The organism is Polymorphospora sp. A560 (assembly GCF_045781765.1).
Classification (GTDB): domain Bacteria; phylum Actinomycetota; class Actinomycetes; order Mycobacteriales; family Micromonosporaceae; genus Polymorphospora; species Polymorphospora lycopeni.
The window spans coordinates 6270894-6294957 of sequence record NZ_CP122282.1; the positions used below are offsets into that span (position 1 = coordinate 6270894).

Sequence of the window (24064 nt, forward strand, 5' to 3'; positions counted from 1 at the left end):
CGGGGTAGGATCGAGGCTTGGGAGGACACCTGCTGTGAACGACCTCGTCGACACCACCGAGATGTATCTACGCACCATCCTCGAGTTGGAGGAGGAGGGTGTGCCGCCGTTGCGCGCGCGCATCGCCGAACGGCTCCGTCAGAGCGGCCCCACGGTGAGCCAGACCGTGGCCCGGATGGAACGCGACGGGCTGCTCACCGTCGAGGGCGACCGCCATCTGCAACTCACCGAACTCGGCCGGGCGAACGCGGTCTCGGTCATGCGCAAGCACCGGCTCGCCGAACTGCTGCTGGTCAACGTGATCGGGATGCCCTACGAGGAGGCGCACGAAGAGGCCTGCCGGTGGGAGCACGTGATGAGCGACGCGGTCGAGAAGAAGGTCTACGACCTGCTGAACCGGCCGACCCGCTCCCCGTACGGCAACCCGATCCCGGGTCTGGAGGCGTTCGGCGCGGCCGAGCCCGGGCCGGCCGGCGCACCCCCCGCGCCCGACGGCGAACGCAACCTCGCCTTCCCGGGTCTGACCGGGCAGGTCGTCGTCCGGCGGATCTGCGAGAGCGTGCAGACCGACGCCGAGGTGCTGCGCCAGCTGCACTCCGCCGGTGTCGACCCCGGCGTCACGGTGACCGTCGCCCAGGAACGGGACGGGGTGACGATCGACCGCTCCGGTGACAAGATCCGGCTGCCGCGCGAGGTGGCCTCGCGGGTCTTCGTCGCCGCGCACTGAGCCACGCCGCCGACGCGGCCCCGGGCAACCGCCCGGGGCCGCGTCGGTTGTGGCTACTTGGGAAAGTCCGCGACCCTCGGCGCGACCTGCCGGGCCAGCTCGACCAGTTTCGGCGCGAGTTCGTCGGCGGCGGACCGCTCCGGCCCGACCGGGAACGTGTACCGCAGGGTGACCAGCCGTCCCTCCCCGGTGAGCCAGCCGACCTCGGCGGCGGCACCGTCGTCGCCGGCCGGCGCCGTCGTCGACCGGTACGCGCCCTTGCCCAGTTCCTTGACGGTGGTCGCCCCCTTGGGGACCATCTCGCTGGTGAAGACCCCCTGGTCGGCGCCGGTGGCGGTCAGCGACAGCACGAGATCGGGTCGGCTGGCCCCCTCGTCCTGCACCACACAGGTACGGGTCTTCTGGTGCTCCATCGCCGCCGCGACGGTGAACCTGGTGCCGGTGGTCTCCTCGATGACGGCGTAGTCGAGCAGTACGCACGCGCCGCCGGCGACCGATGCCGGCAGGGCGGTGACCACGGGCGGCGGTGCCGGCGGCGGCGGTACGGCCGCGGCGTCGGATCCGCACCCGGCCAGCAGAAAGAGACCCATGCCGATCATGCCGGTGCGTGCGCGCACTGGCCACCTCCAGACGTACGGCCGCCGGCGCGGCGGTCCGTCGGACACCGTACGCACTCCGACGCCGTCACGAAAGTCCGGTACCGCCCGGCGTGTCCGCCCTAGCCGGCGGCCGGTGCCGGCAGGCCGGCGACGATGTGCCGTGCGATCTCCAGCGAGCTGGTCGCGGCCGGCGACGGCGCGTTGAGCACGTGCACCTGGCGGTCGCGGCGGAGGATCAGGAAGTCGTCGACGAGCCCGCCGTCGGGCGCGATCGCCTGGGCGCGTACGCCGGCGGCACTGGGCACCAGGTCCGCGGCGGTCACCTCCGGCACCAGCCGGGCCAGGCTGTGCGCGAACCGGCGGCGGGACAGCGAGCGGCGTACCTCGGTCAGGCCGTACCCGAGGTGCCCGCGTGCCAGCCGCCACAGCCCCGGATACCCGGCCAGGTCGGCGACGTCGCGCACGTCGAACCGTCGCCACGAGTAGCCCTCGCGGGCGGTGGCCAGTACGGCGTTGGGCCCGGCGTGCACCGAGCCGTCGATCATCCGGGTCAGGTGTACGCCGAGGAACGGGAAACGCGGGTCGGGCACCGGATAGATCAGCCCGCGGACCAGGTCCCGCCGGTCCGGCCGCAGCTCGAAGTACTCGCCGCGGAACGGCACGATGCGCGCGGGCGGGACGACGCCGGCCAGCCGGGCGATCCGGTCGGCGTACAGGCCGGCGCAGTTGACCACGACGTCGGCGACCACGTCACCGTCGGTGGTGCCGACGACCTGCTCCGCGCCCCGGGTGCTCAGCGCGGTGACCCGGGTGCCGAGGCGGACCCGGGCCCCGGCCTTCTCGACGAGTGCGGCGAGCGTCGTGCAGACCGTGGTGAAGTCGACGATGCCGGTCGACGCCACGTGCAGGGCGGCGACGCCGCGCACGTGCGGCTCGTACTCCCGGGCCTGCTCGCCGCTGATCAGCCGGACCGGCAGGTCGTTGGCGACGGCCCGCTCGTGCAGGGCGCGCAGCCGGGGCACCTCGGACTCGTCGGTGGCCACGATCAGCTTGCCGCACACCTCGACCGGGATGCCGTGCTCGGCGCAGAACCGCACCATCGAGGCGCTGCCGGCCCGGCACAGCCTGGCCTTGAGGCTGCCCGGCTTGTAGTAGACGCCGGCGTGGATCACCCCGGAGTTGTGGCCGGTCTGGTGGGCCGCCACCCGCGGTTCCTTCTCCAGCACGGTCACCTGGGCGTCGGGATGTTCCTCGGTGAGCCGGTGGGCGGTCGCCAGCCCGACGATGCCGGCACCGATCACCACGTATCTCGCCATGGGCGCACGCTACCGGGTGGGCGTGGGGTCGGGGGCCGGTCCACCGGGCGGCTCGTCGTCGACGTACGGGCAGTGCCGGCACCCCCGTCCGCAGCAGGTCCCCCGCCTGGCCAGGAAGGCCGCGGTCAGCACGAACAGTCCGGTGTCGGGATCCCGATAGCCGGCGTCGCCGCCATGGAGGGCGGCGGTGTGGGCGGCGAGGATCCGGTCCCGGGCCGGATGGTCGGGGGCCAGCCGTGCCGGATGCGGTTCGGTCAACGGCCGGCCGGCCAGTGGCAACCGCCGCTCCCCCCGCACCCCCCGACCCTACGCCCGACCGGCTGCCGGGCCGCCGCGGGCGGGCATTGCCGGGTACGACCCGTCAGGCGGGCACGCTCACGACCAGGGCGGCGGCGTCGTCCGGTACGTCGACGGCGGCGGCGGTCAGCAGTCCCTCGAGCCGGTGCACGACGGCCGGCGCGGTCGGCCGGGCCGAGCTGCGCAGGAGCCGGCAGAGGCCTTCCACCTCCAGCCGGCCGCCGCCCAGCTTGGCGTCGGTGACCCCGTCGGAGTAGAAGACCAGCGCGTCGCCGGGCTCCAGCCGGATCTCGACGACCCGGTAGACGGCACCGGGCAGGCAGCCGGCGATCAACCCCGTGCAGTCCACCGGCCGGGCGTGGCCACGGCGGGTGACGATGGGCGCGGGGTGGCCGGCGCTGGCGACGACGACCGAGGCGGGCCCGCCGGCGCGGGTGGGTGGCCGCAGCCGGGCGACGGTGGCGGTGCACAGCAGGACGTCGTCGCGCAGCTTGTCGGTCAGGATCGCGTTGAGGCGGGCGAGCGCGTCGGCGGGGCCCAGGTCGAGGGTGGTGGCCGTACGCAGGGTGTAGCGGGTGAGCGCGGTGAGCGCGGCGGCGCCGGAGCCCTTGCCGACGACGTCGCCGAGGAACATCCCCCAGCTGCCGTCACCGAGCGGGAAGACGTCGTAGAAGTCGCCACCGACCGGTTCGCCGTGCGCCGGGCGGTAGTAGGCCGCGGCCTGCATGCCGGGCACCTCGGGTACGGGTGGTGGCACCAGCCGGTCCTGGAGTGTCTCGCCGAGCCGGGTGAGTCGCTGCCGTTCGGATCCCCGTCGGTCGGCGACGGGCCGTGGATCGACCTCGTCGGCGACGAGCGCGGCGATGGCACGCAGGCCGGCCAGGTCGTCGACGGGGCGTTCCCGTTCGGCGATTGCCGTCGAGCGAGTCACGAACCGCCCCTTTCTACCGCATTTCAGCTACCCAGGGTGCACGTTGAGTAGCGGTTAGTACATCCAACGTAGCCGCGCTACGCCGAGCCGCCAGGGTGATCCGCGAGTTGGCACCCTTCTTCCGAGCCCCGCTCCACCGGACGGCCCATGCGATCCCGACCGACCGGCCCCCGTGTTTCCTTTCACACCGTGAAACTTTGCGGGGAATGAACCAAGCTCCCTACGCTGTTGCCATGACCAGTCCCGGCACGGCCCCCACCGGCCGTCGCGACCGCAAGAAGCGGGAGACCCGGGACGCGCTCATCAACGCGGCGCTCCGACTCGCCGCCGAGCGGGGCGTCGAGCAGGTGACCGTCGAGGAGATCAGCGACGCGGCCGACGTGTCGTCGCGCACCTTCTTCAACTACTTCTCCAGCAAGGACGAGGCGATCACCGGCCGTGACCGGCTGGCCGGGCAACGCCTGCGGGACCGGGTCCAGGACGCACCGGCGCACCTGAGCCCGCTCCAGGCGCTGCGGCTCGCGGTCCACGAGGAACTGGCCAGGCTGGAGGACGACAAGGAGGGCTGGCGACTGCGGATGTCGGTCATCGGCAGCAGCCCGCAACTCCTCGCCCGGCTGACCAGTCTCGGCCAGGTCGAAGAGAGAGAACTCACCAACGCGATCGCCGAAAAACTCGGCGCGGATGTCGGCCGGTCCGCGTACCCTCACCTGGTTGCGGCCGCCGTCGGTACGGCGGTACGCGTCGCCCTGGCCCGCTGGTGCGCCGAAGGCGAGTCCAGGCCACTGCCCGCCCTGGTCGACGAAGCCTTCGACCTGCTCGCCGCCGGCCTGGCGGCCCCCGCCACCGACCCGGCCGGTCCGACCGGCCACCCGACACCGCGCACGCCGGTCTGACCGGCACCACCACCGCGCGACCGGTCCCCGTGGGGCCGGTCACCGACCTGTTCGACCCGCGCCCCGACGCGCCGCTTGAGAGAGACGACCGTATGACTGCGACAGCCTCAGCGCCACCAACCGCTGCGGACAGCGGGAAGATGAACCGCCGGGAGGTGCTGGAAGCCCTGTCCGGGCTGATGATGGGCATGTTCGTGGGCATCCTGGCCAGCACCGTGGTGGCCAACGCCCTGCCGCGCATCATCTCCGACCTCGGCGGCAGCCAGTCCGTCTACACCTGGGTCGTCACGTCCGAACTGCTCGCCATGACGGTCACCGTGCCGCTGTGGGGCAAGATGGCCGACCTCTACAGCAAGAAACTGCTGATCCAGATCTCGCTCGGGCTGTTCGTCGTCGGGTCGCTGATCGCCGGCTTCACCCCCAACGTCGAGGTTCTGATCTTCAGCCGGGTCGTGCAGGGCATCGGCGCCGGTGGCCTCACCGCCCTTGCCATGATCATCATGGCCGCGATGATCTCCCCGCGCGAACTGGGCCGCTACGCCGGCCTGTTCGGCGCCGTGTTCGGCGTCGGCACCATCGCCGGCCCGCTGATCGGCGGCGTACTGGTGGACACGTCGTGGCTCGGCTGGCGCTGGTGCTTCTTCATCGGCGTGCCGATCGCCCTCGGCGCGATCCTGCTGCTCCAGCGGACCCTCAAGCTTCCGGTCGTGAAGCGCCAGGTCAAGATCGACTACTTGGGCGCGCTGCTGATCACCGCCGGCGTGTCGACCCTGCTGATCTGGTCGACCCTGGCCGGCAACCAGTTCGACTGGCTCTCCGGTTGGACCGCCGGACTGGTCACCGCCGGCGTCGTCCTGCTCGCCCTCGCGGTGCTGGTCGAGTCGCGGGCCGAGGAGCCGATCATCCCGCTGGACATCTTCCGCAACCGCACCGTCGCCCTCGCCATCGTCGCCAGCATCCTGGTCGGCGTGGCCATGTTCGGTGGCACCGTCTTCCTGTCCCAGTACTTCCAGCTCTCGCTGGGTAAGTCGCCGACCGTCGCCGGCCTGATGAGCCTGCCGATGATCTTCGGACTGCTGGTGTCGTCGACCGTCGCCGGCGGCCTGATCACCAAGTACGGCCGCTGGAAGGGATACCTGGTCGCCGGCAGCGCAATCATGGTCGTCAGCCTGGTGCTGTTGTCCACCCTCGACGCGCAGACCTCGATCCTGGTGCTGTCGATCTACATGGCCCTGCTCGGCATCGGGGTCGGCATGATCATGCAGAACCTGGTGCTCGCCGCGCAGAACGACGTGCCCGCGGCCGAACTCGGCGCGGTCACCTCCGCGCTGACGTTCTTCCGCAGCATGGGCGGCACGGTCGGGGTCAGCGCCCTGGGCGCCGTACTGGCCAACCGGGTCAACAGCCTGATGACCGAACAGCTCGGCGACGCTGCGGGCGGCGGCACCGAGGGTGGCGGCCACGCTGTACCCGACCTCTCCATGCTGCCCGAACCGGTGCTGCGCATCGTGCAGGACGTCTACGGCACCGCCACCGGTGACCTCTTCCTGGTCGCCGCACCGTTCGCGGTGCTCGCCCTGGTCGCGGTGCTGTTCATCAAGGAGAAGCCGCTGAAGACCAAGACCGGCGCGGAACGCCTCGAGGAAGAGGAGCGCGCCGCCGCCATGGGCGCCGGCATGCACTGACGCCGTACGGCACGACACGAGGGGAGGCGACGGCCGTCGCCTCCCCCTCGTCGTGTTCCGAACCACCGGGTCAACCCGGGCTGCCCGCACCCCGCTTGTGCGCGATCACCAGGCCCTGCGGGGTCTTCTCCGTCCCCTCACGCTGCTTCACCGTCGTGACCCACAGCTCGAACCCGGCTTCCCGCAGCAGGTCGGCGATCTCCTCCGGCCGCTGCCGGTGGAAGGTCAGGTCGACCGGCCGGCCGAACGCCTCGGTGTGACGGGTCCGGTCGTCGCCGACCTGGAAGGCCAGCATCAGGTGCCCGCCGGGGACCAGCACCCGGTGGAACTCGGCGAAGACGGCGGGCCGCAGCTCCCACGGGACGTGGATGACCGAGTAGTAGGCGAGCAGCCCGCCGAGCGAGGCGTCCGGCAGGTCCAGGGCCAGCATCGACCCGACCTCGAACCGCAACCCCGGATACGTACGGCGGGCCAGCGCGATCATTCCCGGCGAAAGATCGATACCGGACGCGTCCAGCCCCAGCCGGTCCAGCAGGACCGTGACCCGACCCGGACCACAGCCCACATCGGCGACGGACAGGTTGCCGGTGGCGCGTACCCGCTCCGCGAAGGTGGCCAGCAGAGCCCGGTCGAGGGGGCGCTCGTCCAGGTCGGAACGAAGCCACTCGGCGTAGTCGACGGCCATGGAGTCGTACGAGTCACGGGTGGTGGCGAGGAACGCATGATCAGACACCCGGGCAGGCTAGTCGGTGTGGCAGCCGCGACCCGACCCCGCCAAGGTCAGATGGTGGACCCGTGGCTGACCGACGGCCGACGGCCGGCTCCGGGACCGTACGTGGTCCCTGAGCCGGCCGTCGTCGAACGGTTCGACCGCCAGCGGCGTCAGGCGCTCAGCTGCAGCCGGAGGTGGAGCCGCAGCCCTCGCAGACGTAGCAGCTACCGGCCGGGCGCATCTTGGTGCCGCAGGTGAAGCAGAGCGGCGCGTCGGCCGCCTTGCTGGTCACCGCCTCCAGCAGTTCGGTGGTCGAGCCGACCGCCGCGACCGGCTTCGCCACCGTCTCGGCCGGCGCCGCGGGGGCGGCGTCGGTGTCGCTCTTCGTCTCGATCGGCGCCGACGCCGCCATTCCGGTCAGGTCGACGCTCGCCGCGGCCTCCGCCTCGGCCTCGGCACGCAGCTGCGCGGCCCGCTCCTTGGCGGTGAAGATGCCGAGTTCGGCGCGGCGCTCGTACGGCAGGAAGTCCAGCGCCAGCCGGCGGAAGATGTAGTCCATCACCGAGGCGGCCATCCGGATGTCCGGGTCGTCGGTCATGCCGGCCGGCTCGAAGCGCATGTTGGTGAACTTGCTGACGTACGTCTCCAGCGGCACGCCGTACTGGAGGCCGATCGAGATGGCGACCGAGAAGGCGTCCATCACGCCGGCGAGGGTCGAGCCCTGCTTCGACATCTTGAGGAAGACCTCGCCGAGGCCGTCGTCGGGGTACGACGACGCGGTGAGGTAGCCCTCGGCACCGCCGACCGAGAAGGAGACCGTCTCCGACGGACGCTTCTTCGGCAGCCGCTTGCGGACCGGCCGGTATTCGATGACCTTCTCCGGCTCGGCGGCCGCGGTGACGGCCGGTGCCGCCTCGGCCGCGGCCTTGGCCGGCTTGGCGGCCGACAGCGGCTGCCCGACCTTGCAGTTGTCGCGGTAGATCGCCAGCGCCTTGAGGCCGAGCTTCCAGCCCTCGAAGTAGATCTTCTCGACGTCCTCGACGGTGGCCGCCTCCGGCATGTTGACCGTCTTGGAGATCGCGCCGGAGATGAACGGCTGCACCGCCGCCATCATCCGTACGTGGCCCATCGGGGCGATCGACCGCTCGCCCATGGCGCAGTCGAAAACCGCGTAGTGCTCGGGCTTGAGGCCGGGGGCGTCGACCACGTGGCCGTTGTCGGCGATGTGCTCGACGATCGCCTCGACCTGCTCCTCGGGGTAGCCGAGGCTGCGCAGGGCGCGCGGCACGGTCTGGTTGACGATCTGCATCGAGCCGCCGCCGACCAGCTTCTTGAACTTGACCAGGGCCAGGTCGGGCTCGACGCCGGTGGTGTCGCAGTCCATCATCAGGCCGATGGTGCCGGTGGGGGCGAGCACCGACGCCTGGGCGTTGCGCCAGCCGGACTTGTCACCGATCTTGTTGCCGACGGTCCACTGCTTGGTGGCCTCGCGGACGATCGCGGTGGCGACGGTGCCGGTCGGCTTGATCTCGTCGTTGGCGGCGGCGTGCTTGCGCATGACCCGCTTGTGCGGCTCGGCGTTGCGGGCGTAGCCGTCGTACGCGCCGACGATGCCGGCCAGTTCGGCGGAGCGGCGGTAGGCGGTGCCGTGCATCAGCGAGGTGATGGCGGCGGCCAGCGACCGGCCGCTGTCGGAGTCGTACGGCAGGCCGGAGGCCATCAGCAGGGCGCCGAGGTTCGCGTAGCCGATGCCGAGCTGCCGGTAGGCGCGGGTGGTGTCACCGATCTTCTCGGTCGGGAAGTCGGCGAAGCAGATCGAGATGTCCATCGCGGTGATGACGAACTCGACCGACCTGACGAAGCGCTCGACCTCGAAGCCGCCGTCGGCGCGGAGGAACTTCATCAGGTTGAGCGAGGCCAGGTTGCACGACGAGTTGTCCAGGTGCAGGTATTCCGAGCACGGGTTGGACGCGGTGATCCGGCCGGTCTCCGGGCAGGTGTGCCAGTCGTTGATCGTGTCGTCGTACTGCAGGCCCGGGTCGGCGCACTCCCAGGCCGCCAGGGCGATCTTGCGGAAGAGATCCTTGGCGTCGATGGTCTCGATGACCTCGCCGTTCAGCCGGCCCCGCAGGTCGAACGTGCCCCCGGTCTCGACGGCGCGCATGAACTCGTCGGAGACCCGGACCGAGTTGTTGGCGTTCTGGTACTGCACGCTGACGATGTCGGCGCCGCCGAGGTCCATGTCGAAACCGGCGTCCCGCAGCGCGCGGATCTTGTCTTCCTCGCGGGCCTTGGTGACGACGAACTCCTCGATGTCGGGGTGGTCGACGTCGAGGATGACCATCTTGGCGGCCCGCCGGGTGGCGCCGCCGGACTTGATCGTGCCGGCCGAGGCGTCGGCGCCGCGCATGAAGCTGACCGGGCCGGAGGCGGTGCCACCGCTGGAGAGCAGCTCCCGGGAGGACCGGATCCGCGACAGGTTGACCCCGGAGCCGGAACCGCCCTTGAAGATCAGCCCCTCCTCCTTGTACCAGTCGAGGATCGAGTCCATCGAGTCGTCGACAGCGAGGATGAAGCAGGCGCTGACCTGCTGGGGCGACTGGGTGCCGACGTTGAACCAGACCGGCGAGTTGAAGCTGAAGACCTGGTTGAGCAGCATCGAGGTCAGCTCGTGCTCGAAGATCTCGGCGTCCTTCGGCGAGGCGAAGTAGCCGTGCTCCTCACCCGCCTTCCGGTAGGTCTTGACGACCCGGTCGATGAGCTGGCGCAGCGACCACTCCCGCTCGGGGGTGCCGACCGCGCCCCGGAAGTACTTGGTGGTGACGATGTTGGCGGCGTTGACGCTCCACGAGGTCGGGTATTCCACGCCCCGCTGCTCGAAGTTGACCGAGCCGTCCCGCCAGTTGGTCATGACGACGTCGCGCCGCTCCCAGGTCACCTCGTCGTACGGGTGAACCCCCTCGGTCGTCCAGACCCGTTCGACCTTGAGCCCCGCCGTGCTCGCGGTCCGTGTGCGCCCTTTGCTCGTCGTCACGCTCTCCCCCGACATCTCATAGCCCCCTTGACACACGCGGCACCCGCCGCGCAACGATCGGGATGAAAATCAGCTGGTCCGGTCAGCGGCCGGCGCCACGCCGGCGGCTCCCGCCCCGTTCGCGGTCCGGAACCGTTCGGCCGCGGCGACCCGCAGCGCCTCGATCTCGCGTTCGAAGTCGTCGAGCGACTCGAACGAGCGGTAGACGCTGGCGAACCGCAGGTAGGCCACCTCGTCCAGTTCGCGCAGCGGCCCGAGGATGGCCAGGCCGACCTCGTGGCTGGGCAGCTCGGCCGCGCCCTTGGCCCGTACGGTCTCCTCGACCTTCTGGGCGAGCAGGGCGATCGCGTCGTCGTCGACCGGCCGGCCCTGGCACGCCTTACGGACACCGCCGATGATCTTCAGGCGGCTGAACGGCTCGGTGACCCCGCTGCGCTTGACCACGGCCAGCACCGCCTCCTCGTGGGTGGTGAACCGCTTGCCGCACTCGGGGCAGGACCGCCGCCGGCGGATGAGCTGGCCGTCGTCGGCCTCGCGTGAGTCGACGACCCGCGAGTCGGCGTGCCGGCAGTACGGGCACCGCATCGCCGAGTCTCCCTTCCGCCGGCGGGCCGCGCCGCCCCACCGAGGTCCGCGCACGCCACGGGACAGCGGCCGGCCGCCGGGCGGCGCTGTCGGTGGTGCGTGCGGAGGTGCGGTGGGCCGTCGGGCCGACCTGTGCTCAGCGCCAACCGGAGCTTCCGATGACACCTTGGAAGATCCCGGTGACAGTCTGGAAACCCAACCTGTGGCTGACTTACATCCCTGTGACTACTACATCTAGGGGTCGACCGTATGCCGCCGAGGGGCGCCGGTCAAGTTGACGGGCCGGTCGCGGCGCGTCGTCACCCATCCAACAGATGAGGTCGCTCTGCGGTTACCGGCACGCCGGCCACGGACGCGGCCGAGGCCCGCGCCGGCGGCGTCCCCAGGGCCGCGACCGCGGCCGCCACCAATACGAAGAACAGCACCACCACAACCCGACCGCGACGGGTGAGCCTCAGCCGCGGCGCCTTCCGGGCCGGCGCGACCTGCACCGACACCATGGCCACCTCCAAGATCCTACGACCATCGTTCGAACGCGCGTACGATGGGTCTATCAGAACACGTGTACTGATGTCGAGCATCCGCAAGCGACACGCCGACGCCACGTCGTACAGATGTTTGAAACTGGCCGATCCCACCGATACGGTCATGAGCGACCGGAGCCCACCGATTCCACGACAGGGCGATCCGATCACCCCAGCGAAACCGACCGGCCCCACGAACACAACCGCTCAGCACCACCCCCCGATACGCACCACGAGCCGACAAGGCACCCGACGCCGACCAGGGAGGACGGACGTGTCGACCGACGACCGGACGAGCCGGCAGCAGCAACCGCAGAAGGATCTCGCTCCGGCACCGGCGACCACCCGCCGCAAGGGTCCGGCCCGGGCCCGCGCCAGCGCGCCCAACCTACGGGCGGTGACCCCGGTGGTGAGCACCTTCCCCGACCTCGCCACCCCGGACCTCACCGCCCGGCAACGACGCATCCTGGAGTTCATCCGCGACTGGGTGGAGCGCTACGGCTACCCGCCGAGCGTGCGTGAGATCGGCGAGGCCGTCGGCCTGGTCTCCCCGTCCAGCGTCGCCTACCAGCTCAAGGAACTGGAACGCAAGGGCTTCCTGCGCCGCGACCCCAACCGCCCGCGGGCGGTCGACGTACGCCCGCCGAACGACCTGGTCGACGACGAGGCCGCCCGGGCGCAGCGACCCAAGCCGGCGTACGTGCCGATGCTGGGCCGGATCGCCGCCGGTGGGCCGATCCTCGCCGAGCAGGCGGTCGAGGACGTCTTCCCGCTCCCCCGCGAACTCGTCGGCGAGGGCGAGGTCTTCATGCTCCAGGTCAAGGGCGACTCGATGCTCGACGCGGCGATCTGCGACGGCGACTGGGTGGTCGTACGCCAGCAGCCGAACGCCAACTCGGGCGAGATCGTCGCGGCGATGCTCGACGGCGAAGCCACGGTGAAGACCTACCGGCTGCGCGACGGGCACGTCTGGCTGATGCCGCAGAACCCGGCCTTCGACCCGATCCCCGGCGACGACGCCACCATCATGGGCCGGGTCGTGGCGGTGCTCCGCCGCATCTGAGGCACGGTGCCGTCGGTGGTCGGGGCCGCCCGCCCGGACCACCGACGGCCTGACGGTCAGTGCGGGTGGTGGCCCTGCGCAGGCCCGTACGCTCCGGCGTGGTCGTCGTAGCCGGCCGGCGGATAGTCGCCCGGGCGGGCCCGGCCGGGCCGGCTCCCGCCGGCGGGGCGCCGCCGCGGGTCGCCGTACGGCTCGGGATCGTCCCGGCGGTCCCAGCCACCGCGGGAATCGCCGCCGTCCTGGTAATCGCGGCCGCCGCCGTAGACACCGCCACCGCCACCGCGGCCGCCCGACGGACCGCCGTCCCGGGTGCCGCCGCCGTAGACGCCACCACCACCGGCCGAACGCCCGCCGTAGACGCCGCCACCACCGGCCGAGCCGCCGGTCGCGCCGCCGGCTCCGGACCGGCCGCCGTAGACGCCGCCACCACCGGCCGAACGCCCGCCACCGCCGCCCGACCGGCCACCATAGACACCGCCGGCCGCCCGGTCGTCGACCGGGCCGGAGCGGTCGAAGTCGTCGCCCCGCCGGCGGTCCGGTGGCGGCGCGACAGCCCCCTTCACCGGCTGCCGGCCGACCTTCTTCGGCGGCTCGGCGGCGGTCTTGCCGCCGCGCCGGCGGGCCTGGACGATGCCGAAGATGCCGGCACCGACCATCAGCGCGCCGACCACGCCGACCGCGGCGATCAGGTAGGTGATGTCCTGGAGGCTCAGCGTGTCGAACCACGACTGCTCGTTGCCGCCGGCCGGGTCGTCCCCGGCCGGCGTGGCCTCCACCTTGGTCGGGGTGTAGCTCATGATGATCACGTCGGAGTCGTCGCCGAGGGTGCCGACGTCGGAGACCGTCACGTACTTCGAGCCGTCGGCGCTGAAGCTGATCCCCTCGCCGAACGCGTCGGCGAGCGGGGTGACCCGGGGCGTACCGGTGGTCAGCGCCTTGACGATGTCGCCGTCGGGCACGTCCCACTCGAAGGCGTCCGCGTACGTACGCAGCACGACCTTGCGGCCGTCGGCCGAGCGGGCCGCGCCGGTGACCGTGAGCCGGCCGGCCGCGAGCAGCGGGTTCTCGGTCTGGGTCCGGGGCAGGGTGAGCTCGCCGGCCTTGCGCATCGACACCGGCTCTTCGTTGTTGGCCTGCAACGGCCCCTCGGGTACGAAGATCTCGGCCTTGCCGGTCGTCTTGGAGACGATGACCGGTGTGCCGTCGGCGGCGATCAGCAGCGCCTCGGCGTCCCGCGGCTCGCGCTCGGGGTAGGCGACCCGGTGGATCACCGGCCGGGTCGACCCGTCGACCGGCATGCTCCACAGCGCGACGTGCGGCCGGCGCTCGTCGTTGGTGGCGTTGTCGCCGATGTCGGCGATCCAGACGGTGTTGCCGTCCGGCGACAACGCCAGGTCCTCGGGGTCGCGCGGACTGCTCGGGAACGAGACGTCCTTGACGACCTTGCACTTGTCGTCGAGGAAGAAGACCCGTTTGCGGGACTGGATGTCGGTGCCGTCGTTGACGACGATGTAGCCGCTCTCGGTGGCGATGATGCCGGAGAGCTCCCGCGTGCGGTTGTCGGTGACCGTGCAGACCTCTTCGCCGGACGCCTTCGGCACCTCGGGAGCCCCGGACGGACTGGGTGTCGGTGCGGCCGCCACCGGTCCTCCGGTGAGCGCCAAGCCGATCCCGACCAGGCCGCAGGCAACCACGACCCCTGACATGACACGCCGCATTCGCCCAGTGTCGCACGTTGCGCGCGACCCCTGTGTTACGCCGTGATCAATCACGCTGGGTGCAACAACTCAGCGCTTTCCGTCGGCCCGGAAGGGGTCCAGCTCGGCGGCGAGGGCCTCGTCGACGCGTACGTGCAACAGCGTGCCCTCCGGCAGGTGGGAGGTGCCGAGCACCTCGCCCCGGCGGTGCACCCGGGCGACCAGATCACCCCGGTCGTACGGCAGCACCGCCCGGACCTCGACGGCCGGCCGCGGCAGCCGGCTCTCGATCACCGACCGGAGTTCGTCGATGCCCCGGTTGGCCCGGGCGGAGACGAGGACGGCGTCCGGCCACTCCCGCTTGAGCCGCAGCAGGGTCTCCTCGTCGGCGGCGTCGGTCTTGTTGACGACCAGCAGCTCGGGCAGCCGGTCGGCGCCGACCTCGGCGAGCACCTCGCGTACGGCGCGGACCTGCTCCTCGGGGTCGGGATGTGCCCCGTCGACGACGTGCACGACCAGGTCGGCGTCGGCGACCTCCTCCAGCGTCGAGCGGAACGCCTCGACGATCTGGTGCGGCAGGTGCCGGACGAAGCCGACCGTGTCCGACAGGGTGTAGACCCGGCCGTCGCCGGTCTGCGCCCGGCGGGTGGTCGGGTCGAGGGTGGCGAACAGCGCGTCCTCGACCAGCACCCCGGCACCGGTCAGCCGGTTGAGCAGGCTGGACTTGCCGGCGTTGGTGTAGCCGGCGATGGCCACGGCCGGCACCTCGTTGCGCGACCGGCGGGCCCGCTTGGTCTGGCGTACGGTCCGCATGCCCTTGATCTCCCGGCGCAGCCGGGCGATGCGGGTGCGGATCCGCCGGCGGTCGGTCTCCAGCTTCGTCTCACCGGGACCGCGCAGGCCGACCCCGCCGCCGGCACCGCCGCCGCGGGCGCTACCGCCGCTCTGCCGCGACAGCGTCTCACCCCAACCACGCAGCCGGGGCAGCAGGTATTCGAGCTGGGCCAGCTCCACCTGCGCCTTGCCCTCCTTGCTCTTGGCGTGCTGGGCGAAGATGTCGAGGATCAGGGCCGTACGGTCGATGACCTTGACCCTGACCTGCTGCTCCAGGTTGCGGAGCTGGGACGGGGAGAGTTCCCCGTCGCAGATGACGGTGTCGGCGCCGCTGGACACGACGACGTCGCCCAGGCTGCCGACCTTGCCCCGGCCGATGTAGGTGGCCGGATCGGGTCGGCCCCGGCGCTGGATGAGCCCCTCCAGCACCTGGGAGCCGGCGGTCTCGGCGAGTGCGGCCAGTTCGGTGAGGGAGTTCTCCGCGTCGGTGACCGAACCATCGGTCCAGACCCCGACCAGGACGACCCGCTCCAGCCGCAACTGCCGGTATTCGACCTCGGTGACGTCGGTGAGCTCGGTGGACAAACCGGCTACGCGGCGCAGCGCGTTACGGTCCTCCAGCTCGAGTTCACCCGTCGTGGCCTCGGTGTCGTCGTCGAGGTCGAAGGTGGGGACGGCCGACTCGTCGGCCCGGTATGTACGCAAAAGTTGCCTCCTCAGGCTTCGATCGTGACACGCCGACGCGCCCACCGCATCCATAAATGCCGGCGCGGCGCCGCCATCCCGGCCACCGGCGGCGGTCCCGGAAATGAGGTGACTCACCGGTAACCCGGGGGCCGGCGACGCCCCGACCGCGTCGCGCGACAATGCCATGTGGCGGCCGCTGGCCGCCCGCCCGCGGCCCGCGCCGGCCGCGTGACATTCCCCGCGGCCCGCCGGCCGCATCCAACGACGGAGGGAACCCCCGTGGCGACGACCCGCCTGCCCAGCGCCGGCTTCTCGATCACGATCCGGATCGGCGTCACCGCCGACGCCTCGGCGATCGGCCGGCTCACCACCTGCGTCGGTGAGGCGGGCGCCATCGTCACCGCCCTGGACGTCGTCGACTCCGACCCGACCACCGTCGTGGTCGACCTGACCTGCGACACCGCCGACTCCGCCCACGCCGACCAGGTCGTCAAGGCACTGGTCGACCTGCCCGGGGTCGACGTCCGCAAGGTGTCCGACCGGACGTTCCTGCTGCACCTCGGCGGCAAGATCGAAGTGTCCCCGAAGGTGGCGCTACGCACCCGTGACGAACTGTCCCGGGCGTACACCCCCGGTGTCGCGCGGGTCTGCCTGGCCATCGCCGAGAACCCGGACGACGCCCGCCGGCTGACCATCAAACGCAACACGGTCGCCGTCGTCACCGACGGATCCGCGGTCCTCGGACTGGGCAACATCGGCCCGGCCGCCTCTCTTCCCGTCATGGAGGGCAAGGCCGCCCTCTTCAAGCGCTTCGGCGGCGTCGACGCCTGGCCGGTCGTGCTCGACACCCAGGACCCCGACGAGATCGTCGCCATCGTGCGGGCGATCGCGCCGGCGTACGGCGGCATCAACCTGGAGGACATCGCCGCGCCGCGCTGCTTCGAGATCGAGGCCCGGCTGCGTGACCTGCTGGACATCCCGGTCTTCCACGACGACCAGCACGGCACCGCCATCTGCGTGCTCGCCGCGCTGACCAACGCGCTGCGCGTCGTCGGCAAACAACTGGCCGACGTCCGCGTCGTCGTCTCCGGTGCCGGCGCGGCCGGCACCGCGATCATGAAGCTGCTGCTGCGCCAGGGCGTCGGCGACATCATCGCGTACGACCGTCAGGGCGCCCTCCACCCCGGCCTGCCCGACCTCAACCCGGCCTGGCAGTGGCTGGCCGAGAACACCAACCGCGACGGGTACGCCGGCGACCTGCGCGGCGCCATCCGCGGCGCCGACGTCTTCATCGGGGTCAGCGCCCCCAACCTGCTCACCGGCGACGACATCGCCACGATGGCCCCCGACTCGATCGTCTTCGCGCTGGCCAACCCCGACCCCGAGGTCGACCCGCGGCAGGCCCGCAAGCACGCCGCGGTCGTCGCCACCGGCCGCTCCGACCAGCCCAACCAGATCAACAACGTGCTCGCCTTCCCCGGGGTGTTCCGCGGCATGCTCGACGCGCACGCCGAGCAGTTCACCGAGGAGATGGCGATCGCCGCGGCCCGGGCCATCGCGGACGTGGTCGGCGAAGACAAGATCAACCCGACCGTGATCGTGCCGAGTGTCTTCGACGCCCGGGTCGCGCCCGCCGTGGCCGCCGCCGTACGGGCCGCCGCCCAGGCACCGGCGGTCGCCAGTTCCGGCCCGACCGACCTGCCCGAGATGGCCGCCGAAGCCGCCGCCCCCACCCCGCCCCTGGCCAACTGACCCCCGCCCCCCTCGCCGCCCAGCCTTCCCGCACAGCCCCGCCCACCGTCCGTCGATCTTGGGGTAATCGGGGTCTGAGCCGGGCGAAGCGCCACGACTGCTCCTCGATCGGCGGGTGGGCTGGGTTTCTCCTCCCGGTGGGGCTGGGTTCCTCCTCCCGGTGGAGCGGCGTTCCGCCGGTGGGGTGGCGGGATGCGGGGCGGCGGGGTGGTTACGCGTCGAGCCCGCCGGCTGGGCGACGGGCAGGCCGGTTGCGCCCCTGGCCGGACGTGTCCGGCCGCTCGTGGTCCCGGCTGGACGTGGCCCGAGCCGGTTGCGGCCCCGCCCGGTCGTGGTCCGGCCGGTCGTGGTCCAGCCGGTCGTGGCCCCGCCCGGTTGCGACCCGGGCCGGTCACGGTGCAGTGGTGGCCGTCGGCGGGTGGCCGGTCGTGGGGCCGTTACTACCCTGCCGTGATCGTCCCTCGGTCTGTCGTGATCGTCTGCTGGTCTGCCGTTGCCGCAGGGCGTGTCGACCGGCGGACCAGCAGACGATCAACGGGTTTCCGCGATCACGCCACGCTCCGCTCCTATGAATTGGTGCGGTGGTGGCAGGGCAAGGTTGCTGCTGAGCTCCACAGCGAATTCGCTGTGGTTACGCCGAATTCGCTGTGGGCCCGAACAGCGATACCCCCGCCTCCGGCCGGTCGGCGTCGATGGTCTCGATCATCTGCGGTTCAGACACCCGACACGCCGGTCTCCGAGTGTCTGAACGACAGACGATCAAGGCGCCCCGTCGATCACGGAGTTGTTGCGCGACAGCCATGACACAGCGGGCACGCTTTGTCCTTGATCAGCGCACCCGAGCGGCGCCCGGGGCGGCGCACACCAGAAGCCGGGCGGCCGCGAGCAACGCACCTTGAGCAAACCACCCCTCGCGGCGCACACCCCGAGCAGCGCGCCGCCAAGCTGAGCACACCGAGCAGCACGCCGCCGAGTGGCGCACACCGCGCGGCCCGCCCCGAGCAGCGCGCCGCCAAGCGGCGCAGCCCAAGCAACGCACACCAGGAGCGGCACGCCGCCGAGCGGAACACGCCAGCGCAGGGCGCGGCCCCAAAGAGCGGGAACATACCCGGGTGCGGGCCCGCAGCGGCGGATCAGCTCCGCAGGGCCGTCTCGTCGACCTCGCCCCTGGCGACCAGGACGGCGGGCCCGGCCAGCCAGCAGGTGCGCTCGTCGATGGTGACGGTCAGCCGGCCGCCCGGCACGTCGACCGCCACCACTCCGGTGTCCAGCCCGGCGTCGCGCAGCGCCACCGCTCCGACGGCGCAGGCGCCCGACCCGCACGACAGGGTCTCGGCGGAGCCGCGTTCGTACACCCGCATCAGGGTGTGCAGGTCGGTCCCGTCGAGCGGTTCGCCGGGCGTCACGAACTCGACGTTGACGCCGGCCGGGAACAGCGCCCGGTCGAACTCGGGTGCCCGGGTGAGGTCGAGGGCCGCCAACTCGACGCCGGCGGGCAGGGCGCAGACCAGGTGCGGGTTGCCGCAGTCGACGGCGGCGCCGGGCAGGACCAGCCCGTCGAGGGTCGCGGTGCTGCGGTCGTACACCCGGGGGTGGCCCATGTCGACGGCGATCTCGTCGGGTCCGACGAGCGCGCGCACGACGCCGGCCCGGGTCGCCACCGGCAGGCCGGTGTCGGGCGAGCCGGTCACGCCGATCGAGGACAGGTAGCGGGTGAAGACGCGTACGCCGTTGCCGCACATCTCGGCCAGCGAGCCGTCGGAGTTCCAGTAGTCCATGAACCATTCGGCCCGGTCGGCGTAGCCGGCCGCCGCCGGGTGGTTGGCGGCCCGCACGACCCGCAGTACGCCGTCACCGCCGATGCCCCGGCGCCGGTCGCAGAGCGCGGCGGCGAGTTCCGGCGTGAGCGGGAGGCGGCCCTCGGGGTCGTCGAGGATCACGAAGTCGTTGCCGGTGCCGTGGCCTTTGGTGAACTGCACGGTCCCATCATTCCCGATCCGCCCGGACCGCCGTCAGGGCGGCCGGCAGCAGGTCGGGGCGGGTCGGGTCGAGCCAGTGGACGCCGGGGTCGCGGCGGAACCAGGACCGCTGCCGGCGGACGAACCGGCGGGTGAGCCGTACCGTCTCGTCGTGCGCGTCCGCCTCGGTTCCCACCCCGTCGAGGAAGCGTAGGACCTGCTGGTATCCGAGCGCGCGGCCGGCCGTACGCCCGTCGCGCAGGCCGACCTCGGCGAGCCGCCGGGTCTCGTCGACGAGGCCGGCCGCCCACATCGCGTCGACCCGGCGGGCGATCCGCTCGTCGAGTACGGCGGTGTCGAGGTCGACGCCGAGCTGCACGCTGTCGTAGTACGGCTTCGGTTCGGGCAGGGCGGCGGTGAACGGGCGGCCGGTCAGCTCGATCACCTCCAGGGCGCGCACGATCCGCCGGCCGTTGCCGGGCAGGATCTTCTCGGCGGCGGCCGGGTCGGCGGCGCTCAGCCGGGCGTACAGCGGTGCCGGGCCGGTCGCGGCGAGTTCGTCCTCCAGCCGTTGCCGCAGGGCCGGGTCGGTGCCGGGGAACTCGAACTCCTCGAGTACGGCGCGTACGTAGAGTCCCGAGCCGCCGACCAGCAGCGGGACCCGGCCCCGGGCCCGGATGTCGTCGACGGCGGCGCGGGCCAGGCGCTGGTATTCGGCGACGCTGGCCGGCTCGGTGACGTCCCAGATGTCGAGGACGTGGTGCGGCACGCCGTCGCGTTCGGCGGGGGTGAGCTTGGCGGTGCCGATGTCCATGCCCCGGTAGAGCTGCATCGAGTCGGCGTTGACCACCTCGCCGTCCAGTTCGTGGGCCAGCGCGATGCTCAGCGCCGACTTTCCGGCGGCGGTCGGCCCGACGACCGCCACGACCGGGCCGGGCCGGCCCGCCGGCCGGTCCGGGGTGGCGGTCACGCCGGGGCCCAGGTGGCGACGAGGTAGGTGACGCCGTACGGAGCGTCGTGGTAGGACAACCGGCCGCGCCACGGCCGGCCGGTTGTGGCCACGGCACCGGCGAGCACCTGCCACGGCGCGCGCCCGGCGACCAGCAGCTCGGCCGACAGCGCCGGGTCGAGGTGGAGCAGGGCGTCGACGTCCGCGCCGGCCAGGGCCGCGGCGACCGCCTCGTCGTACGCCCGCGCGCGCGGGTCGTCGTATCCGGGTGACTTCTGGCCCCGGCAGGCCGACGCGTCGCCCATCACCAGCAGTGCCCACGGTTCGTCGCCGGCGTCGGCGGCGAGCCGGGCGCCGAGGGCGGCGCAGTCCGCGGGCGCCTGTCCGGCGGCCACCGTCTCCATCGCGATCGCGGGTGCCACGCCGGTGGACGGCCGGCCGGCCCGGTCGAGGAGCCAGGTGCCGACAAGCAGGCTGAGCGGCAGCGGCCGGTCGGCGGGGGCGGCAACACCGTTCGTAAGGGTGGCAGCACCGACCGCGGCGGCCGCGCCGACGGTCACCGTCATCGGCGCTCCCCACGGAGCGAAAGAACCGATGAAAGGGGATACATACGTCTTTTGCTCATCATCTGCCCCGACGACCACGATCGTACGGGCGCCGGAATCGACGAGTCGCGCGACCGCCGCGTCACACTCCGTACGGAGATCGTCGAGTTCGGAGGCCGCCCGACCGGCGATGTCGGGGACGATGACCGGCGGGTGTGGGCAGACGGCTGCGGCGACCAGGGACACGCGACCACCGTAGCGGGCGGCGACTGTACACCGGCTCATACACCCGTCGGGGCCGACTAGGACACCGTATGGTCACGGTCGCCCTCAGGCGCTCGACGCGGACCGGGGCGGACCTGTGAGAATGCCCCTGGGAAACTTCGCTGCAATCTCACTGCGCTGTGGCGGCCATCGCCGGGCTGAACCGCCCGGCGGCGCCGGGAGAACGAGGATGGGCACATGAGCGACTGGACGACCTTCGGACGGGTTGACGCGGACGGCACGGTTTACGTCAAGACCGCCGAAGGCGAGCGCGTCGTCGGTTCCTGGCAGGCGGGCGCACCCGAGGAAGGTCTGGCCCACTTCGCGCGCCGCTTTGCCGACCTGGTGACCGAGGTGGATCTGACCGAGACGCGGCTCAACTCGGGAGCGGCCGACGCGGCCCACTCGTTGACCACCGTCAAGAGGCTGCGGGCCTCGCTCGCCGAGGCACACGTCGTCGGCGACATCGACGGGCTCACCGAGCGGCTCGACAAGCTCGCCGCCGCCGCCGAGCAGAAGGCGGGCGAGGCGCGGGCCGCCCGGGACGCGGCCCGGACCGAGGCGGTGGCCCGCAAGACCGCCCTGGTCGAGGAGGCCGAGAAGCTGGCCGCCGAGTCGACCGGCTGGAAGTCCGCCGGCGACCGGCTCAAGGAGATCCTCGACGAGTGGAAGACCGTCCGGGGCGTCGACAAGAAGACCGACGGCGAGTTGTGGAAGCGGTTCGCCGCCGCCCGGGACGGTTTCACCCGGCGGCGCGGGGCGCACTTCGCCACCCTCGACGCCCAGCGCAAGCAGGCCCAGGGCGCCAAGGACGACCTCGTCCGGGAGGCCGAGTCGCTGGCCGAGTCGACCGACTGGGCGGCCACCGCCAACCGGCTCAAGGAGCTGATGAGCGAGTGGAAGGCCGCGCCGCGGGCGTCCAAGGAGGCCGAGCAGCGGCTGTGGGAGAGGTTCCGCGCCGCGCAGGACAGCTTCTTCTCCCGGCGCAGCGAGGTCTTCTCGGCCCGTGACGCCGAGCAGCGCGGCAACCTGGAGCGCAAGCAGGCGCTGCTGGCCGAGGCGGAGGCGCTAGACGTCGACGCCGACCCGCGCGCGGCGCAGGCCAAGCTGCGCGAGATCCAGGGCCAGTGGCACGAGGCGGGCCGGGTGCCCCGGGAGGCGGCGGCCGGTCTCGACCGCCGGCTGCGGGCGGTCGACGAGAAGGTACGCGTCGCGATGGACTCCGCCTGGCGGCGCACCGAGCCGTCGGCGAACCCGCTGCTGGTTCAGATGCGCGAGCAGGTGGCCGAGGCCGAGCAGCGGCTGGCCCGGGCCCAGGCCGCCGGCGACGCGAAGCGGATCAAGGAGGCCGAGCGGGCCCTCGCGTCGAAGAAGCAGTTCCTGGCCCTCGCCGAGCAGGCGAGCTGACGTACCGGGAAAAAAGGGGGCACCGTCCGCGCGGACGGTGCCCCCTTTTCGGTGTCCGGGGTCAGCGGTCGCAGGCGCTGGCCGCGACCGGCGCCGCGGGTGGCGCGCCGACCGTCGGGAGTCCGAGCAGGACCCCGGGGGTACGCGGCGCGCGGCCGGCCTCGAAGGCGTCGCCGGCCCGGGTCCGGCGGTGCGACAGCGGCGCCCCGTCGGCGTTGAGGTGGTGCGGGGCGGCGTAGGTGACGGTGGTGTGCACGATGTCGCCGGGCCGGATCCGCCCGGTGAGTTCGCCGGTGCCGAAGTGGACCAGCCGGCCGTCGCGGGCCCGGCCGGACATCCGGCCGGTGGCCTGGTCCTTGCGGCCCTCGCCGACCGCGACCAGTACCTCGACGGTCTCCCCCACCAGTTTGCGGTTCTCCGCCCAGGTGATCTCCTCGACGCAGGCGATCAGCCGGTCGTACCGCTCCCGCACGACCTGCTTGGGCAGTTGCCCGTCCATGGTGGCCGCTGGCGTGCCGGGCCGCTTCGAGTATTGGAAGGTGAACGCCGACGAGAAGCGGGCGGCGCGGACCACGTCGAGGGTCCGTTCGAAGTCGGCGTCGGTCTCGCCGGGGAAGCCGACGATGATGTCGGTGGTGATCGCCGCGTCGGGCATCGCCGTCCGGACCTTGTCGATGATGCCGAGGTAGCGCTCGGCCCGGTAGGAGCGGCGCATCGCCTTCAGCACGTCGTCCGACCCGGACTGCAACGGCATGTGCAGCGAGTGGCAGACGTTGGGCGTCTCGGCCATCGCCGCGATCACGTCGTCGGTGAAGTCCTTCGGGTGCGGGCTGGTGAACCGGACCCGCTCCAGCCCCTCGACGTCGCCGCAGGCGCGCAGCAGCTTGCCGAAGGCGAGCCGGTCGCCGAACTCGACCCCGTACGAGTTGACGTTCTGGCCGAGCAGGGTCACCTCGAGCACGCCCTCGGCGACGAGGGCGCGTACCTCGGCGAGCACGTCGCCGGGGCGGCGGTCCTTCTCCTTGCCGCGCAGCGACGGCACGATGCAGAAGGTGCACGTGTTGTTGCAGCCGACGGAGATCGACACCCAACCGGCGTACGTCGACTCGCGGCGGGCCGGCAGCGTCGACGGGAACACCTCGAGGGATTCGAGGATCTCGACCTCGGCGGCGGCGTTGTGCCGGGCGCGTTCGAGCAGCGCCGGCAGCGAGCCGATGTTGTGGGTGCCGAAGACGACGTCGACCCACGGCGCCTTGCGCACGATCTCGCCGCGGTCCTTCTGGGCCAGGCAGCCACCGACCGCGATCTGCATGTCGGGCCGGCGGAGCTTGGTCGGACGCAGGTGGCCGAGGTTGCCGTAGAGCCGGTTGTCGGCGTTCTCCCGTACGGCACAGGTGTTGAAGATGACGACGTCGGGGTCGGTCGACCCGTCGGCGGGGGTGTAGCCCGCCGCCTCCAGCAGCCCGGAGATCCGCTCGGAGTCGTGGACGTTCATCTGGCAGCCGTAGGTCCGCACCTGGTAGGTGCGCGGGACGCTGCTCTTCGGCGCGGTAGTCATAGCAGAAACAGAGTATCGGGCGCTGCCCGGCACCGTCCGGGCCG

20 protein-coding genes are annotated in these 24064 nt (G+C 72.1%); 6 read left to right on the forward strand and 14 right to left on the reverse strand.

Features of this window, described 5'->3' with window-relative positions; genetic code table 11:
- The first annotated feature begins 34 nt into the window (after positions 1–34).
- Positions 35–727 carry a metal-dependent transcriptional regulator gene (locus QCD66_RS28450; RefSeq protein WP_357536016.1) on the forward strand — a complete coding sequence of 231 codons (693 nt, stop codon included), beginning with the start codon at positions 35–37 and terminating at the stop codon, positions 725–727.
- A gap of 53 nt (positions 728–780) precedes the next feature.
- Here the strand turns inward: QCD66_RS28450 and QCD66_RS28455 are convergent, their stop codons facing one another.
- From QCD66_RS28455 to QCD66_RS28470, 4 genes are all read right to left on the reverse strand, one after another.
- Positions 781–1344 carry a hypothetical protein gene (locus QCD66_RS28455; protein ID WP_375734731.1) on the reverse strand — a complete coding sequence of 188 codons (564 nt, stop codon included), beginning with the start codon at positions 1342–1344 and terminating at the stop codon, positions 781–783.
- Positions 1345–1445: 101 nt separating this feature from the next.
- Positions 1446–2642 carry an L-2-hydroxyglutarate oxidase gene (lhgO, locus tag QCD66_RS28460; protein WP_375734732.1) on the reverse strand — a complete coding sequence of 399 codons (1197 nt, stop codon included), beginning with the start codon at positions 2640–2642 and terminating at the stop codon, positions 1446–1448.
- A gap of 9 nt (positions 2643–2651) precedes the next feature.
- On the reverse strand, positions 2652–2939 hold the full coding sequence (locus QCD66_RS28465; RefSeq protein ID WP_375734733.1) for a DUF5522 domain-containing protein: 288 nt from the start codon (positions 2937–2939) through the stop codon (positions 2652–2654).
- 64 nt (positions 2940–3003) lie between these two features.
- Complete coding sequence (locus QCD66_RS28470; protein WP_357536008.1) at positions 3004–3870, reverse strand: PP2C family protein-serine/threonine phosphatase; 867 nt, start codon at positions 3868–3870, stop codon at positions 3004–3006.
- Between the two features lie 233 nt (positions 3871–4103).
- Here QCD66_RS28470 and QCD66_RS28475 point away from each other — a divergent pair, with 233 nt between their 5' ends.
- A complete protein-coding gene (locus QCD66_RS28475) occupies positions 4104–4766 on the forward strand; it encodes a TetR/AcrR family transcriptional regulator (RefSeq protein WP_364207841.1) in 663 nt (220 codons plus the stop codon).
- Positions 4767–4906: 140 nt separating this feature from the next.
- Entirely contained in the window at positions 4907–6451 is a 1545-nt protein-coding gene (locus QCD66_RS28480) for an MDR family MFS transporter (RefSeq protein WP_375734734.1), read from the forward strand.
- A gap of 70 nt (positions 6452–6521) precedes the next feature.
- Here QCD66_RS28480 and QCD66_RS28485 read toward each other — a convergent pair whose 3' ends face one another.
- From QCD66_RS28485 to QCD66_RS28500, 4 genes are all read right to left on the reverse strand, one after another.
- Positions 6522–7184: a class I SAM-dependent methyltransferase gene (locus QCD66_RS28485; protein ID WP_364207845.1), complete on the reverse strand. Its 663-nt coding sequence runs from the start codon at positions 7182–7184 to the stop codon at positions 6522–6524.
- A gap of 157 nt (positions 7185–7341) precedes the next feature.
- Entirely contained in the window at positions 7342–10212 is a 2871-nt protein-coding gene (locus QCD66_RS28490; RefSeq protein WP_375734735.1) for a vitamin B12-dependent ribonucleotide reductase, read from the reverse strand.
- Between the two features lie 54 nt (positions 10213–10266).
- A complete protein-coding gene (nrdR, locus tag QCD66_RS28495; protein ID WP_357535999.1) occupies positions 10267–10782 on the reverse strand; it encodes a transcriptional regulator NrdR in 516 nt (171 codons plus the stop codon).
- A 299-nt stretch (positions 10783–11081) separates the two neighbouring features.
- Entirely contained in the window at positions 11082–11288 is a 207-nt protein-coding gene (locus tag QCD66_RS28500) for a hypothetical protein (protein ID WP_364207849.1), read from the reverse strand.
- A gap of 292 nt (positions 11289–11580) precedes the next feature.
- Here QCD66_RS28500 and lexA point away from each other — a divergent pair, with 292 nt between their 5' ends.
- Positions 11581–12369: a transcriptional repressor LexA gene (lexA, locus tag QCD66_RS28505; protein WP_357535995.1), complete on the forward strand. Its 789-nt coding sequence runs from the start codon at positions 11581–11583 to the stop codon at positions 12367–12369.
- A 56-nt stretch (positions 12370–12425) separates the two neighbouring features.
- Here the strand turns inward: lexA and QCD66_RS28510 are convergent, their stop codons facing one another.
- Both QCD66_RS28510 and hflX read right to left on the reverse strand, forming a co-directional pair.
- The gene (locus QCD66_RS28510; protein WP_375734736.1) at positions 12426–14087 is read right to left on the reverse strand and encodes a hypothetical protein; all 1662 of its coding nucleotides are present in this window, start codon (positions 14085–14087) and stop codon (positions 12426–12428) included.
- A 69-nt stretch (positions 14088–14156) separates the two neighbouring features.
- A complete protein-coding gene (gene hflX, locus QCD66_RS28515; RefSeq protein WP_375734737.1) occupies positions 14157–15659 on the reverse strand; it encodes a GTPase HflX in 1503 nt (500 codons plus the stop codon).
- A 207-nt stretch (positions 15660–15866) separates the two neighbouring features.
- On the opposite strand from hflX, the gene QCD66_RS28520 reads away from it, so the two are divergent.
- Complete coding sequence (locus QCD66_RS28520) at positions 15867–17339, forward strand: NAD-dependent malic enzyme (protein ID WP_375734738.1); 1473 nt, start codon at positions 15867–15869, stop codon at positions 17337–17339.
- Between the two features lie 1133 nt (positions 17340–18472).
- Here the strand turns inward: QCD66_RS28520 and dapF are convergent.
- From dapF to QCD66_RS28535, 3 genes are read right to left on the reverse strand one after another with little or no spacing between them, the layout of a single operon-like run.
- Positions 18473–19318: a diaminopimelate epimerase gene (dapF, locus tag QCD66_RS28525; RefSeq protein ID WP_407566861.1), complete on the reverse strand. Its 846-nt coding sequence runs from the start codon at positions 19316–19318 to the stop codon at positions 18473–18475.
- A gap of 7 nt (positions 19319–19325) precedes the next feature.
- The gene (gene miaA / locus QCD66_RS28530; protein ID WP_375734747.1) at positions 19326–20279 is read right to left on the reverse strand and encodes a tRNA (adenosine(37)-N6)-dimethylallyltransferase MiaA; all 954 of its coding nucleotides are present in this window, start codon (positions 20277–20279) and stop codon (positions 19326–19328) included.
- A complete protein-coding gene (locus tag QCD66_RS28535) occupies positions 20264–21076 on the reverse strand; it encodes a class III extradiol dioxygenase subunit B-like domain-containing protein (RefSeq protein ID WP_375734739.1) in 813 nt (270 codons plus the stop codon). The genes miaA and QCD66_RS28535 overlap by 16 nt, the downstream gene beginning before the upstream one ends.
- Before the next feature lie 177 nt (positions 21077–21253).
- On the opposite strand from QCD66_RS28535, the gene QCD66_RS28540 reads away from it, so the two are divergent.
- Positions 21254–22462 (forward strand): DUF349 domain-containing protein, encoded by a 1209-nt coding sequence (locus QCD66_RS28540; RefSeq protein ID WP_364207863.1) that lies wholly within the window; start codon positions 21254–21256, stop codon positions 22460–22462.
- A 61-nt stretch (positions 22463–22523) separates the two neighbouring features.
- Here the strand turns inward: QCD66_RS28540 and miaB are convergent, their stop codons facing one another.
- Positions 22524–24020, reverse strand: a complete 1497-nt coding sequence (gene miaB / locus QCD66_RS28545; protein WP_364207865.1) for a tRNA (N6-isopentenyl adenosine(37)-C2)-methylthiotransferase MiaB — start codon at positions 24018–24020, stop codon at positions 22524–22526.
- Positions 24021–24064 lie beyond the last annotated feature (44 nt).

What these genes read in the sequence shown, in the direction of transcription:
- QCD66_RS28490 (WP_375734735.1), bottom strand. Translation starts at nt 10,212, where the DNA reads ATGTCGGGGGAGAGCGTGACGACGAGCAAAGGGCGCACACGGACCGCG.
- QCD66_RS28510 (WP_375734736.1), bottom strand. Translation starts at nt 14,087, where the DNA reads ATGCGGCGTGTCATGTCAGGGGTCGTGGTTGCCTGCGGCCTGGTCGGG.
- hflX (WP_375734737.1), bottom strand. Translation starts at nt 15,659, where the DNA reads ATGGATGCGGTGGGCGCGTCGGCGTGTCACGATCGAAGCCTGAGGAGG.
- QCD66_RS28535 (WP_375734739.1), bottom strand. Translation starts at nt 21,076, where the DNA reads ATGAGCCGGTGTACAGTCGCCGCCCGCTACGGTGGTCGCGTGTCCCTG.
- nrdR (WP_357535999.1), bottom strand. Translation starts at nt 10,782, where the DNA reads ATGCGGTGCCCGTACTGCCGGCACGCCGACTCGCGGGTCGTCGACTCA.
- QCD66_RS28480 (WP_375734734.1), top strand. Translation starts at nt 4,907, where the DNA reads ATGAACCGCCGGGAGGTGCTGGAAGCCCTGTCCGGGCTGATGATGGGC.
- miaB (WP_364207865.1), bottom strand. Translation starts at nt 24,020, where the DNA reads ATGACTACCGCGCCGAAGAGCAGCGTCCCGCGCACCTACCAGGTGCGG.
- QCD66_RS28540 (WP_364207863.1), top strand. Translation starts at nt 21,254, where the DNA reads ATGAGCGACTGGACGACCTTCGGACGGGTTGACGCGGACGGCACGGTT.
- QCD66_RS28475 (WP_364207841.1), top strand. Translation starts at nt 4,104, where the DNA reads ATGACCAGTCCCGGCACGGCCCCCACCGGCCGTCGCGACCGCAAGAAG.
- lhgO (WP_375734732.1), bottom strand. Translation starts at nt 2,642, where the DNA reads ATGGCGAGATACGTGGTGATCGGTGCCGGCATCGTCGGGCTGGCGACC.